The organism is Acinetobacter towneri, assembly GCF_017498585.1.
Taxonomy (GTDB): Bacteria; Pseudomonadota; Gammaproteobacteria; order Pseudomonadales; family Moraxellaceae; genus Acinetobacter; species Acinetobacter towneri.
This window is the reverse complement of the sequence record NZ_CP071766.1, coordinates 2,391,967-2,405,904: the sequence shown is the minus strand read 5'-3', so window position 1 is coordinate 2,405,904 and position 13,938 is coordinate 2,391,967. Positions and strand designations below refer to the sequence as shown.

The 13,938-nt window shown below is 40.8% G+C and carries 15 protein-coding genes; 11 read left to right on the top strand and 4 right to left on the bottom strand.

Annotated features, from left to right (window positions below; translation table 11 throughout):
- The 5 genes from nuoM (at position 1) to J4G44_RS11620 (ending at position 4,916) form a co-directional block, all read left to right on the top strand.
- Positions 1–1,614, top strand: coding sequence for an NADH-quinone oxidoreductase subunit M (gene nuoM / locus J4G44_RS11640; protein WP_004975471.1), 1,614 nt, complete (start codon positions 1–3; stop codon positions 1,612–1,614).
- A 3-nt stretch (positions 1,615–1,617) separates the two neighbouring features.
- On the top strand, positions 1,618–3,111 hold the full coding sequence (nuoN, locus tag J4G44_RS11635) for an NADH-quinone oxidoreductase subunit NuoN (protein WP_154320447.1): 1,494 nt from the start codon (positions 1,618–1,620) through the stop codon (positions 3,109–3,111).
- A 126-nt stretch (positions 3,112–3,237) separates the two neighbouring features.
- Positions 3,238–3,873 carry a uracil phosphoribosyltransferase gene (upp, locus tag J4G44_RS11630; RefSeq protein WP_004975475.1) on the top strand — a complete coding sequence of 212 codons (636 nt, stop codon included), beginning with the start codon at positions 3,238–3,240 and terminating at the stop codon, positions 3,871–3,873.
- A gap of 81 nt (positions 3,874–3,954) precedes the next feature.
- Positions 3,955–4,248: a cold-shock protein gene (locus J4G44_RS11625; protein ID WP_004975478.1), complete on the top strand. Its 294-nt coding sequence runs from the start codon at positions 3,955–3,957 to the stop codon at positions 4,246–4,248.
- 86 nt (positions 4,249–4,334) lie between these two features.
- Positions 4,335–4,916, top strand: coding sequence for a cold shock domain-containing protein (locus J4G44_RS11620; RefSeq protein ID WP_207973676.1), 582 nt, complete (start codon positions 4,335–4,337; stop codon positions 4,914–4,916).
- Between the two features lie 34 nt (positions 4,917–4,950).
- Here the strand turns inward: J4G44_RS11620 and gigC are convergent, their stop codons facing one another.
- On the bottom strand, positions 4,951–5,832 hold the full coding sequence (gene gigC, locus J4G44_RS11615; protein ID WP_019837525.1) for a LysR family transcriptional regulator GigC: 882 nt from the start codon (positions 5,830–5,832) through the stop codon (positions 4,951–4,953).
- A gap of 84 nt (positions 5,833–5,916) precedes the next feature.
- Here gigC and J4G44_RS11610 point away from each other — a divergent pair, with 84 nt between their 5' ends.
- Together J4G44_RS11610 and J4G44_RS11605 are read left to right on the top strand one after the other, a co-directional pair.
- On the top strand, positions 5,917–6,678 hold the full coding sequence (locus tag J4G44_RS11610) for a ferredoxin--NADP reductase (RefSeq protein WP_179988594.1): 762 nt from the start codon (positions 5,917–5,919) through the stop codon (positions 6,676–6,678).
- Between the two features lie 7 nt (positions 6,679–6,685).
- Positions 6,686–7,357, top strand: a complete 672-nt coding sequence (locus J4G44_RS11605) for a hypothetical protein (protein ID WP_207973675.1) — start codon at positions 6,686–6,688, stop codon at positions 7,355–7,357.
- A gap of 138 nt (positions 7,358–7,495) precedes the next feature.
- On the opposite strand, the gene J4G44_RS11600 is transcribed toward J4G44_RS11605, so the two are convergent.
- Positions 7,496–7,918: a hypothetical protein gene (locus J4G44_RS11600; protein WP_004975486.1), complete on the bottom strand. Its 423-nt coding sequence runs from the start codon at positions 7,916–7,918 to the stop codon at positions 7,496–7,498.
- A gap of 201 nt (positions 7,919–8,119) precedes the next feature.
- Here J4G44_RS11600 and J4G44_RS11595 point away from each other — a divergent pair, with 201 nt between their 5' ends.
- The 4 genes from J4G44_RS11595 to J4G44_RS11580 all read left to right on the top strand — a co-directional run bounded on the left by J4G44_RS11595 (position 8,120) and on the right by J4G44_RS11580 (position 10,977).
- A complete protein-coding gene (locus tag J4G44_RS11595) occupies positions 8,120–8,398 on the top strand; it encodes a hypothetical protein (protein ID WP_004975487.1) in 279 nt (92 codons plus the stop codon).
- A gap of 254 nt (positions 8,399–8,652) precedes the next feature.
- The gene (locus J4G44_RS11590) at positions 8,653–10,374 is read left to right on the top strand and encodes a mechanosensitive ion channel (protein ID WP_180005977.1); all 1,722 of its coding nucleotides are present in this window, start codon (positions 8,653–8,655) and stop codon (positions 10,372–10,374) included.
- 95 nt (positions 10,375–10,469) lie between these two features.
- The gene (locus J4G44_RS11585; protein ID WP_171501094.1) at positions 10,470–10,640 is read left to right on the top strand and encodes a hypothetical protein; all 171 of its coding nucleotides are present in this window, start codon (positions 10,470–10,472) and stop codon (positions 10,638–10,640) included.
- Between the two features lie 169 nt (positions 10,641–10,809).
- Positions 10,810–10,977, top strand: a complete 168-nt coding sequence (locus J4G44_RS11580) for a hypothetical protein (protein WP_004975492.1) — start codon at positions 10,810–10,812, stop codon at positions 10,975–10,977.
- Positions 10,978–11,160: 183 nt separating this feature from the next.
- Here J4G44_RS11580 and J4G44_RS11575 read toward each other — a convergent pair whose 3' ends face one another.
- Positions 11,161–12,363, bottom strand: a complete 1,203-nt coding sequence (locus tag J4G44_RS11575) for a BaiN/RdsA family NAD(P)/FAD-dependent oxidoreductase (protein WP_207973674.1) — start codon at positions 12,361–12,363, stop codon at positions 11,161–11,163.
- A gap of 618 nt (positions 12,364–12,981) precedes the next feature.
- Complete coding sequence (locus J4G44_RS11565; RefSeq protein WP_180079853.1) at positions 12,982–13,854, bottom strand: 1-aminocyclopropane-1-carboxylate deaminase/D-cysteine desulfhydrase; 873 nt, start codon at positions 13,852–13,854, stop codon at positions 12,982–12,984.
- Between the last annotated feature and the right edge of the window lie 84 nt (positions 13,855–13,938).

The window sequence follows — 13,938 nt, the reverse complement described above, 5'->3', positions numbered from 1 at the left end:
ATGGATACTCCAAACAATTTAATTCTACCCGCGCTGATCCTTGTTCCGTTCATTGCAGGTTTTATTTGCTGGTTGGTCGATAAACTCGACGATAAATTACCGCGTTACATTGCTTTAGTGGGCATGCTCGTTACTTTGGGCTTAACTGTCGCATTGTGGCAAGGTGCTAGCTATAACTATGAATTAGGCGCTCAAGTTCCAACTTGGTCGGCTGAATTTATGTTGCCTTGGATTCAAACCCTAGGCATCAACATTCACTTAGCGGTGGATGGCTTATCTTTACTCATGGTGGGTTTAACCGCATTACTGGGTATTTTAGCGGTAGGCTGTTCATTTGGTGAGATTCAAAAGAACGTCGGTTTCTTCCACCTTAACCTTTTATGGTCTTTGGGTGGGGTAATTGGTGTATTCCTTGCGATTGACTTGTTCCTGTTCTTCTTCTTCTGGGAGATGATGCTTGTACCAATCTACTTCCTGATTGCGTTATGGGGTCATAAAGGTTCAAACGGTCGTTCACGTGTTTACGCTGCAACCAAATTCTTTATCTATACGCAAGTTGCTGGTTTAATCATGTTGATTGGTATCTTAGGTCTAGTGATCTACGGATACATGATGTCAGGTACAATTTCATTCAACTACAACTATTTATTGGCTGTAGCGAATACACTTGACGCACAATTACCAGCAGTCGCTTATGCCTTCATGATCTGTTTATTCATCGGTTTTGCGGTAAAACTTCCAGTTTTCCCATTACACGGTTGGTTACCAGATGCACACGCACAAGCGCCTACAGCGGGTTCTGTCGACCTTGCAGGTATTTTGATTAAAACTGCGGCATACGGTTTATTACGTTTCGTGATTCCATTCTTCCCAGCGGCTTCTGCTCAGTTTGCAGACATCGCCATTATTTTGGGTTTAATTGGTGTGTTCTACGGCGCGTGGTGTGCTTTCCAGCAAACCGATATGAAGCGTTTACTTGCCTATACCTCAATTTCGCACATGGGCTTCGTATTACTTGCAATTTATGCAGGTAATATCCTGACTTACCAAGGCTTAATGATCATGATGTTGGCACATGGCTTGTCATCTGCTGCATTGTTCATTATGTGTGGTCAAATTTACGAGCGTGTACACACACGTGACATGCGTTTAATGGGCGGTATTCGTGGTCAATTCCAATACCTTTCATTCTTCCTGATGTTCTTTGTGGCTGCGTTAGTCGGTATTCCTGGTTTAGGTAACTTTATTGGTGAATTCCTGATTTTGATGGGTTCATTTGAACAGTTCCCAGCCTTCACAATTATTGCGGCAATCAGCTTAGTTTTTGCAGGTGTTTACGGTTTAATCCTGATTCACAAAGCTTTGTTTGGTGTACCAAATGAAGAGCAAAAACAGCACTATGCAAATCCGTTAAAAGATTTAAATGCACGTGAAGTTGTGATTCTTTCAATTTGTGCGCTGGGTCTAGTATGGCTTGGTCTGTATCCACAAACCTTCCTTGATATTTCAAATTCAAGTATGGCGTGGTTAGCAAATAGCTACATCCCAGTTCAAGAAGTAGTTGAAGTTACGCAAGAAGTAACAGCTCAACTCGAAAATGTGGAGATCCAATAAGCCATGAACTTCACAATGTCATTTTCTGAGCTTATGCCTTTAGCTCCTGTGATGATCGTGGCTTTAACTGCGATTATCGTGATGATCCTTACTGCAATTAAGCGTAACCATAACTTAATTGCTACAGCATCAGTGGTGGGCTTGAACCTCGCTGCTGCTTACCTTTTACTCATGATGTTTGGCGGGAATTTTGCTCCTGCCAGCGTGATGGGCATGTTTATGATTGATCCGTTCACCTTGTTATATCAACTGGTGATTCTGATCGCTGCATTAGCATGTTCTACTTTGTCACATGCGTATATTGAAACGTATAAAGACAACCGCGAAGAACTCTACATCTTAATGTTGTGTTCAGTGGCGGGCGCTATGTTGATGGTGTCAAGCTCGCACTATGCGTCGTTCTTCATTAGCCTTGAGTTAATGTCAATTCCTGTTTATGGCTTATTGGCATACACTCACCAACGTTCTAAATCTTTAGAAGCAGGCGTGAAGTACTTAGTCTTGTCTGCAACCGCATCTGCAATGTTGCTCATGGGTATGGCGTACATTTATGCATACACTGGTTCATTGTCTTTCTATGACTCTGTACAAGCATTAATGCAAAATATCCAACAGCCATTGGTAGTTTTAGGTCTAGGCTTAATTGTCTTTGCTGTTGCATTTAAATTGTCGTTGGCACCATTCCACAAATGGACGCCAGACGTTTATGACGGTGCGCCTGCACCAATCGCAACCTTTCTTGCGACTGCAGCAAAAGTAGCAACCATTGGTTTGTTTGTACGTTACATTTTGGGTTCAGGTGCAATCCTGATCGACTCAATTGTAACCATCATGACCATTATTGCTGTGCTTTCAATTTTGGTGGGTAACTTCCTAGCTGTACGTCAAGTTAACTTGAAGCGTATTTTGGCTTACTCATCTATTGCGCACTTTGGTTATTTGTTGATTGGTTTAATCAGCATGACCTATGCAAGTTTGGGCAATGTCAGCGTTTATGTGATTACTTATGTCTTAACCACTATTGGTGCGTTTGGTGCAGTCGCATTAATGTCTAGCCCGTATAACAACGTAGCTGAAGCAGAAAGCTTGGCTGACTACCGTGGTTTGTTCTGGCGTCGTCCAGTATTGACTGCTGTCTTAACCGTAATGATGCTTTCTCTTGCGGGTATTCCACTCACTGCAGGCTTCATTGGTAAGTTCTTGGTAGTGATGGCTGCGGTCACGACTCAGCACTGGTTCTTAGCTGCGATGATCATCGTAGGTTCAGGTATTGGTTTGTACTACTACTTGCGCGTTATGGTGGTGATGTATATGACACCGCCAGATGAACCAAAAATGGACGCTGTTGATCATTGGGGTCAAAAAGTGGGCGGTATTATGGTATTGGCTGCAGCTTTAGCGGTATTGGTGATTGGTGTTTATCCAGACCCAATTATCAAAATTGCACTTGAAGCTGAAATTTTGTCACCAATCCATTTCATGCTGTCACAGCAATAATTTGAAAGAAGTTTAACTTTCAGTCAAAAAGCCTTCATAAATTGAGGGCTTTTTGGTTTATATACACAATAAAAACAGCATATAATAAAATGATATTTGCTTTTCTTTCCTTTTAGGTGTTCTCCCGTGGCTATTCATGAAATCCGACATCCGCTTATTCGTCATAAATTAGGGCTATTACGTCGTGCTGATATCAGCACCAAAAACTTCCGTGAATTGGCACAAGAAGTCACCATGTTGCTGACTTATGAAGCGACCAAAGATTTGCCTATGGTCGAGCACGAAATTGCGGGTTGGAATGGTGCAGTCACTGTAGACCGTATTGCGGGTAAAAAAATTACGGTTGTGCCTATTTTACGTGCAGGTATTGGCATGTTAGATGGTTTCTTAAACTTGATTCCAAGTGCCAAAGTGTCTGTACTTGGCTTGGAACGTGATGAAGAAACTTTAGAAGCGCGTACGTACTACAAAAAATTAGTACCAGATGTACAAAACCGTATTGCGATGATTATTGACCCTATGCTTGCCACAGGTTCATCTTTAGTGGCAGCGATTGATTTGCTCAAAGCCAGTGGTTGTAAAGACATTCGTGTGATGGTTTTGGTTGCAGCGCCAGAAGGCATTCAACGTGTAGAAGCCGCGCATCCAGATGTGGTGATCTTTACTGCATCGGTAGATGAAGGTTTAAACCAAGATGGTTATATTGTGCCTGGCTTGGGTGATGCAGGCGATAAAATTTTTGGTTCAGTGCAAAAAGATTAAGCCGAATGTCGGTGAAAAAGAGGCATTAACTGCCTCTTTTTTATATACTCATATAAAGTGCAGCTCGTAAAAGGTTAAGCCATGAAATCTGAACAATATCAAGGGAAAATCAAACAATATAATGCCGAAAAAGGCTATGGATTTATTGCCGCACCTGAAGGTGAAGTGTTTTTCCATATCTCGGATTTTCCTGCGGCTGAAGGCGAGCCAAAGCGCAATGATCGCGTTAAATTTAATGTGGTTCAAAATGGTGATCGTTATAAAGCCATTAATATTGAACCTGTAGAAGATAAATCCAAAAAAGCAAAAAAAGCCAAAGCGGTTGCTGCGAATACGTCGATTACGTCTGCATTGTTATCAAACTTAAAGCGTTAGTTTTAAATGTTTTCATGCACAGAAAAGAGGCATTTTCGCCTCTTTTTTTGTACAATAATCAAAAATTAACGTGAAAAGAGTAATTTATGTTTTTAGAAGGGAAAATAAAAACTTATAACGAAGAACGAGGCTTTGGTTTTATTCAAATAGAAGGAGAGCCTAAAGATTTATTTTTTCATATTAAAGATTTTCCCAATAAAAATATTCCACTAAAAGTGGGAGAAAATCTAAAATTTCGTAAAGTAGAAGAAAATGGCAAGTTCAAAGCAGATAATATTGTCCGTCTAGATATTAAGGTTGCAGTCGAAAGGCATACGCCTCAATCAAGGGCAATTCATACGACAAAGCAGATTCAAAAAAGACAGCAGAAGTCTGAAAATAACTCATCCAATTTTGTGACTTATATGGGTATATTGATTATATTCGGCTTGGCTTATGCAGTATTTAATAAGTACCAAGCTTGGCAAAATAGCCAGCCTGAAGCTTTATCAGTACAAAAAGCAGTAGAAGTTCCAGTTGTCGAACAGAACTTTACTTGTGATGGGCGTGAGCACTGTAGTCAAATGACGTCTTACGAAGAAGCGTTATTCTTTATACGAAATTGTCCAAATACTAAAATGGACGGTGATGGTGACGGCATACCATGTGAGAGTCAGTTTAATCGCTAAAAAAAGAGTACCATCATCGGTACTCTTTTATAAACTATTTCGCGTCGCAAAATTTCATAAATGCCCTTAAACCAGGCCCTTGGTATTTCTGACGATGCACCAACATGAATAACGGGCGCGTCAGTTGCCAGAAAGGTGTATCCAAAATTACCAATTGACCTTTTTCTAGTAAAGGTTCAATCGCCAATCGTGAAATACACGACATACCAATCCCACCTGCGACAATTTTTAAAATCGCTTCGTTATGACCCAAAGTTAAACGAATATTGGCATCAGGCAGGTCTTTTAAAATTGCATTGTCAAACACTTCACGGGTACCTGAACCTTCTTCACGTAAAATCCACTCGGCATCTTCAAAATCTGCAATGCTTAAAGCACGGTTTAACTGCGCTAGAGGATGACTTGGCGCACAGCACACTGCAAGTTCATCATCACGCCAATGAATACATTGGAGTTGGGGTAAGTGACAAGAACCTTCAATCAGTGCTAAATCTAGCTGAAACTGATTTACAGCTTCAATCATTTGGCGGGTATTGCCCACTTGTAACTGTAAATGCGCCTGCGGCTGAATTTGCAAAAAGTCTGCCATTAAATCAGGCATCAAATAGTCACTAATGGTAAGAGTTGCACCTAAACGCAAATCAATACTTTGTAGCTCGCCTTTAGCGGCTTGCTCAAATGCTTCACAACGACCCAAAATTTCTAAGGCTTGTGGCAATAAAAAACGACCTAAATCGTTCAGCTGTAGGCGCTTACCCAAACGGTCAAACAGTGGAGCGCCTAAGCCATCCTCCAAATCTGCTAAGGCCATACTTGCAGCACTTTGGGTGAGCTTAACGGCATCACTGGCTTTGGTTACTGTCCCTTCTTGGGCAACTGCTACAAAAACCGCCAACTGGCGTAAAGTCATGCGCATGAATCAAGCCTTAACATTTAAAAATATTCATAAATTACCCCAACATGCTAACATGAGCACAGTCTTTCATGCCACGCTCAAATCATGTCAATTGAAAAATTTACTTTAGAAAAAGTGCTTTCGGTTCATCGTTGGACCAACACCTTGTTTAGCTTCATTATGACCCGACCCGCGCATTTTAAATTTACTGCAGGGCAGTTTGCACGTATCGGGTTAAAAGTGGGCGATGAATTGGTGGTACGTGCTTATTCGGTGGTGTCATCACCCTTTGATGAAACTTTAGAGTTTTTCTCAATTGTCGTGCCAGATGGTGCGTTTACTTCTAACTTGCAGCACCTTCAAGTGGGGGATGAGCTGTACTTGGAAAAAATCCCTTATGGTTTTTTGACCTTGGCGCGTTATCAATTGCCTGCCCCACACGATTTATGGTTACTGGCCACAGGTACAGGTCTTGCACCGTTTTTATCCATGCTGCAAGATTTTGAAACATGGACAAAATATCAACATATTTATTTGGTTTATAGCGTGCGTACCGAAGCTGAATTGGCTTATGTCGATAAAATTCACGAGATTGCCGAAACTTTTGGCGAAGGGCATACAGGCTTTAAATTTATCCCAATTATCACTCGCGATCCTCAAGCTGATTTGCATGATCGTTTGCCTATATTAATTGCAAATGGTGAACTTGAACAGGCTGCGGGTAGTGTACTCAACCCTGAAACCAGCCATGTGATGTTATGCGGTAACCCTGCCATGGTCGATGACACCAAAGAAGCCTTAAAAGCGCGTGGTTTAAGCATGAACCGCCGTGGGGAAGGCAATATTGCAGTTGAAAATTATTGGTGAGGATGTGATGCAACTATTCAAATATCAACTGTTCAAATATATAGCCAGCGCAGGGCTGATGTTTATAGTCGCACAAACCGTACAGGCTGAAACGGTGGAAACTCAGGTTGCTGTGCAAGATCACGTACTCATTTATGATGGGCCACTTAGCCCTGAAGCCAACACACGTGCAGCGGAATTACTTAAACAGTCAGACAAAATTGATACCTTAAAAATCAACAGTCGTGGTGGCGAGATCAGCTTAGGTATTGATTTGGGTAATTTGGTCTTTGGCCATCAACTGAATGTTGAAGTTGGACAGTATTGCTTTTCTTCTTGTGCCAATTATGTATTTCCTGCGGGCAAAGTAAAATATTTAAACTTGCGTAGTCAGTTGGGTTGGCATGGTGGCAGTTTGCAAAAAATGCAATTTGAAAGTGCCGAAATGGAACAAATGTATAATGAATATATTGGCCCAATCCGTGCAAAGGAAACCGCTTTTTTTCAGAAAATTAAAGTTCAGCAAAGCTCAACCATTGCAGGGCAGACTCCTGAATATGAGAAGTATCAAGACTGTGTCGGTTGGCGTTATACATCTAAGAAAATGCGCAGTTTTGGCATAGATCAGGTGCGTTTTAAGCAGGTTTTGTGGCTGCCTAAATCGAGTTTTGAAAATAAATGTATTTTCACAATTCGCTAAAAATTGGTTGTTGAGGTGATCTTCACCATTCATATAAAAACCTCATCTACAACGCTGCAGATGAGGTTTTTGCTTGGTGCGATTCAATTTTGAAAGCAACTTTTGAACGCAATGCTTGAAAGTGACTCTTCAAAGAAATTAGTGCACAAACATATCCATATATTCGCGGATTTCCTGAATCGCGCTATCGACATCGCTACTTAGCCAAGTCGGTTCAAAAAAACCTGCATAATGCTCTAAGCGCTCTTGAGGAACCACCAAACGCACAGGACATTCTTCTTCAAGTAAGCGCCACGGTAAAATTGGCACTTCATTATCCAGAAATGCAGCAATGTTGCGAATATCAATGATCATGGCATTCACACAATCTGGAAATGGCATGACCGAAAATTCTTCGGTACGACGACGGAAATATTCCAAATCGCCCCATTTGAGCAGATAGCTGGGCTTGCTAAATTCAATAATACCAATGAGATGCCCATCACGGGTATAGTGCAAGGCACATTGATGAGTGACGTCAGTGTCAAGATCAAGCGATACACTTTGTTGACGATACGCCATAAAGTTCAAAGTACACAAAAAAACGGTACGTGATTATAGCGCATTTCCCCGTGAGAGGCAGCTTTGTCGATATTGGGCAACATAGGTGGTACTTGAGGTATATTACATCTTTTCACCATCTTGCTATGTATTGTCACACAATAAGCGTGAGGAGCTTGTTAGTATAAAAATTCATCAGATAAATACATAAGTGAGGGGAACATGCCACATGATTTCAATAAACCACCTCATGTAAACTCAGCTGAAGACATTAAGCGAAAAAAACGTATTCCAGTCTATATGCTTCTACTGGTGGGAATCTTTTTATTGGCATTGCTGATTTACATGATGGCGGATCGCAATCCGAGTCCGAGCGAAGCACCTCCTGGACATCCTAATCCAACCGTACAACAAGCAACGCCAAATAGCACGACAACGGGCACAGCTGGAGATGAAGCACGTGCAGAGGACAGTAATACTGCAACAGCAACAGATCGGTAGCTTAGCCTAAGCGTCAAAAATTCATATTTACAAATTCAGCCTTGCCTAGATGCAGGGCTTTTTTGTGGATTTTCGCAAGGTTTATTGTCCCTCCTTTGTAGAATTGTTGCGATTCTGCATCCTAAGGTTGAATAAAAAATATGCAAATTCTATGGTGAATAGAGCTTTACTCAATAATTTGAATCGATAAAAAGCAGTTTTGCGCCGTGGTGCAAACCTAAAAATGAAGCTAATCACCATGAGGATTAAACAAGATGAATGATTATTTTAATGGGAACCTACATGGCAGAGGTTTTGATGCCATGTATTATTGGGAGCAATTTCAACCCATTTTAGCTGCAGTCGCAATTTTACTTGTCGGGTGGGTGATTGCATTATTGGTTGCGGGTGGAATTAAAAAGGTTCTACAAAAATTAGGTACCGATCAAAAATTATCAAATGCAACGGGGCATCGTTCAAATATTGAAGTGATTGTGTCGCGGGTCGTGTTTTGGGTGATTTTAATTATTGCGGTCATTGGTGCGCTGAATGTGTTGAATCTGACCAGTGTCAGTGGGCCATTCAGTAATATGATTCAGCAGTTCTTACTGTTTATTCCTTCTTTACTGGCTGCTGTAGCCGTTGCTTTTATTGGGTGGATTTTGGCAAATCTGGTCAAAGTGGGGATGCAAAAACTGTTGGCACGTACCCAGTTGGATGAAAAACTCAGTGCCGATGTGGGTGTGAGTGGCTTAAGTCAAAATATCAGTGAAATTGTTTATTGGCTGATTTTATTGCTGTTCTTGCCAATTGTGCTGTCAATTTTAGGCTTAAACGGTCTGTTGTTCCCTGTGCAAAACATGGTGAATGAAGTTGTGCTGTATTTACCGAACATCTTCATTGCAGGCGTGATTGTTTTTGTCGGATACATTCTGGCAAAAATTGTTCGTGGCATTGTCGAAGGTTTATTAGGCAGCCTGAATATTCAACAGCATGCTGAAAAAGTTGGCATTTTTAAAAATTCAAATTTACCTAAATTACTCGGTTCGTTTGTTTTCGCCTTGGTGATCATCACCGCCTTGATTATTGGTTTTGAGGCACTTGGCATTGAAGCCATTTCACAGCCTGCGACTGCCATGCTGTATGAAATTATGAATGCGATCCCGCATATTATTGCGGCAGGTCTGATTCTTATTTTGGCTTATGTGGTGTCGCGTTTTGTAGCCAATATTGTGGTGGAAGTGGTTGCAGGCACAGGAGTCGATGGTATTCCTGCCAAACTCGACTTACAGCGCTTTTTAGGTACAACTAAAATTTCATGTGTGGTTGGTTATCTGATCGTATTCTTTACCATGCTATTTGCGGTATCTGAAGCGGCGAACCGTTTGGGCTTTGATCAAGTCAGCGGCTTGATTGCCATGTTTATCCAGTTTGGTGCAGATATCCTGTTGGGTGCTGTCATTTTGGTGGTGGGTTTCTGGCTCGCGAATTTGGTCGCCAAAGTGGTACAGCGCGGTGAATATAACAGCTCACGTTGGTTGGCAAACTTAGTCCGTATTTTAATTATGGGTTTGGTGGTAGCCATGGGCTTACGCGCGATGGGTATTGCCGACTCGATTGTGAACTTGGCCTTTGGTTTAACTCTCGGTTCTGTTGCAGTGGCTTTCGCACTTGCCTTTGGTTTAGGTGGTCGTCAACCTGCAGAGCGTGTGTTAACTGATTTGATTGATAAAGCTAAACGTGAGGCAAATCAACCGAATCCTTTGCACAAGACAGAAACGGCAACGTCAGCATCAAGTGTGATGACACCTATTGTATCTGAGCAGCCGCAAGCGTCTGTAAGTGATGTGACTACAACACCTGAAGCGGCAACTGATCATGCAGTGCCAGATACCTTAAAGGTTGATCCTGAACATCCACCAGTCAACAACCCATTTGGTTCGACAGGTGAGGCTGAACCAGATGTCGATGAACATCCAAAAAATGACCCGAAATAACCTATTCAAATTTTGATTTGAATCGCTAAGATAATCGGCCAATCACCGTATTGGTCGATTTCTTTTCGGTATTTATTAAAAAAGAGGAAAGACTAATGTCCAAATCAGTACCCAATAAGTTTTTTGCCCCAATAGTGATTGCTGGCATCACCATCGGTTTTTTTGTTGCCGCTTATAAGTTTGTCTTTGCTAAACCAGAAGCAACGGCAAAATCAACTGAAAATGTTGATAAAAATCACCCAAAGGAGGATAGACTAAGCTCTTAAATTATGTTAAAAATTAATCAACTTTGGCAGGAATGAGCCAAAGACTGATTTGGATAAATCAGATCAATAACTTGGAAAGCTTGATGAGGGTTTAAGGGAAAAATAAAAAACTTGGGTTTTAACCAAGCTGAAATATTTGAGTCTTAAAATTCGCGCAAGGATGACAATAATGAGAGAAATCAATATGCTAAACAAATTACGTATCAGTTTAAAAGTTCAAGTGGCAAATTCGTTACCTATGCATCAACAAAATGCTGTGCTTAAAATGCAGCAAACTGAATCACGTTTGGCAAATACGCCAAAATTGGTATTATTTCGTACCGATTATTTAGAATAAAATAACAGGATTCACGTATTGCTAAGTCTTTATAGTACGTGACGGTGTTAAAGAAAAAGCCAGTTTAGAAAAAACTGGCTTTTGTCATTTTGCAATTTGATCGGCAAGATCAATATTATTCTGTTTAGACTAGAATCATTTTTATCACATTCATTTGTTTGCATGTTTCATCTAAAAGCAAACTTAAACATACTCCGATGCCGCATGTGCAGATGACCACGCCCATTGGAAATTATAGCCGCCCAAATGTCCTGTTACATCTAAGACTTCTCCGACAAAATACAAGCCTTTTTGTTTTTTACTTTCCATGGTTTTAGAGGAAACTTCTTGGGTATCGACTCCGCCTAAAGTGACTTCGGCAGTACGATAACCTTCTGTGCCCGATGGTTTGACTTCAAAGGCATTTAAACGTGCTGCAATCTGTTCTAGTTTTTCATCACTGATATTGCCAATTGCCGTTTCAGAGAGCGTAGGCCAGATCAGTTGCTGCAATTCAGCCACTACACTTTTTGGCAAATGTTCGCTGAGCAAGGTGCGTAGTAAAACTTTAGGACTGCTTTGCTTTTTGTTTTTAAAAAAGTCATAGAGTTCTAAGTATGGCAAAAAGTTAATTTTAAAACTTTGTCCGACATCCCAATAATTAGAAAGCTGTAAGGCGCTTGGCCCACTCAAACCACGATGGGTAAATAGCAATGCTTCGGTAAAACTATTTAATGAATTTGATAAAGTCGCATCCACCGCATTACCGCTTAAACGTGTAGTGACTTCTTTAAAGCTGTCTGAGAAGGTAAAAGGCACTAAACCTGCACGGGTCGGGTAAACACGATGACCAAACTGTTTAGCAATTTCATAGCCAATTCCAGAGCCACCTAAAGTTGGAATAGATAAACCACCTGTGGCTACAACCACAGCGCTTGCTTGGAAATACCCTAAAGTCGTTGCAATTTGGAAACCTTGATCATCTACCGCATTCACGGCTTTGACTTCACAATTGGTTTGAATATCGACCAATTTGGTTTTTTCACATTCGGCTAAGAGCATGGCTAAAATTTCTTTAGCGCCGTTTAAAGTGAATAATTGTCCGTGTTTGCGTTCTTCATATTCAATGCCGTATTCGCAGACTAAACCAATAAAATCCCAATTGGTATAACGGGTGAGTGCAGAAATGACAAAGTGTGGATTATGTGAAATATAATGGTTTGGCTCGACTTCTAAGTTGGTAAAGTTACATTTACCACCACCCGACATCAGAATTTTTTTGCCCACTTTATTGGCTTTTTCTAGCACCAATACTTTACGACCACGTTGTGCTGCCATGTAAGCAGTCATCAGCCCCGATGCGCCCGCACCTAATACCAAAACATCATATTGATTTGCAGTTGCCATGTTGCACCGAGAGAAATGAGAAAGCGCATTATTATAGACTCTATCGTTTGTCGTTGCCGCTTTTTTGCAATTGAATTGTGGTTGAGATGTTTATCTTTTTTAATAAAACATGAGGAATTTATCATCAAATAGACCATCGTTGTGTTGCACTCACTTCGTGTGTGTTGCATTAACCTATCTGTTAAGACTTGTCCTACAATATAATTTTAAAATGAATAAGCCTACAATTAAACTTTATCGTACCACCCATTTGTCTTCATATAACTGAGCGCATCAATCGAGGAAATATTGCCATTTGGTTGGATCCAGAACTAGGCATTAGTCTGCACAATCAAAAGGCAAAAGCGACGAAAACAAACAAACTTCGACGCAGCCATCAAATACTTTCTAATTAAATCCTTGAAGTTGGGTTGAAACTAAGATGCATTGCATCAAATGATCAGGAGATAAACTCAGCGCAAGTCGCTTTAATTGTCAAGTCAATGAAATGTTCGTACCTGTAGCAGTCCTCAACAGATTTACGCTATTAGGTCGAACACTTACCCAAGTTACGCCTTAAATTTGGCTGAATTCGGGGCGCTTTGCCTTTCAAATCTTTGTGCAAAAAAGCCTGTTGAATCAGGCAGGTGCAATACGCCTGCCTTGTAAACCACCTGTATGAATCACCAAAATACGCTTTTTATGATTCAATTCATTTCTTTGTAGCATTTTTGACAATCCCCATAGCATTTTTCCGGTATAGACCTGTTCTAGGGGAATTTGATATTGATCTTCAAAGGCGCGAATAAACGTCAGTAATTCAGGTGTGGTTTTGGCATAACCGCCACAGCAAAACTCATCAGTGATTTGCCAATTTCTTTTCATGGTCAGTTGTTTAACATCCTGCGTTAAAAAATCTCCCTTTAATGCAGAAAAACCCAAAATCTGTTGATGTGGATGACTCGCTTCAATCAAACCTGTAAGCGTGCCACCTGTGCCAACGGCACAACAAATCAGATCAAACTGATGCAAATCATCGGCACTTAAAATTTCCTGACAGCCCTGAATTGCCAATGCGTTAGTACCACCTTCAGGAAGAATATAAGCATCGGGATATTCATGCTGCAAATCCTGTAAAAACTCGGGACTGCTTTTCTGACGATACATTTCACGTGAAACAAATTGAAATTGCATGCCCATCTCATGGGCTAAAGCCAAAGTTGAGTTCAAAGGGCGTTGTGCCAACTCTTCACCACGGATGATTGTGGTACTTTTCCAACCAAACAATTGAGCGGCAAAAGCGGTTGCAGCAATATGATTTGAATATGCGCCGCCAAAAGTCAGAACGTGTTGATAACCCTGCGCTTGGGCAGCTAAAAAATTATATTTTAGTTTGTAAAACTTATTGCCCGAAATATAGGGATGCACTAAATCGAGGCGTTTAATCCACAGTTCACGACCATAAAAATCAATACGTTGTAATGGAATTTCTTGAGCGATGGTATCGAACATACAGATCAGCAATAGGATTAGACACATAATTATAAATGGCACTTTATTAAACACAATGAATTTACGTGCTGAATGAATGTTATG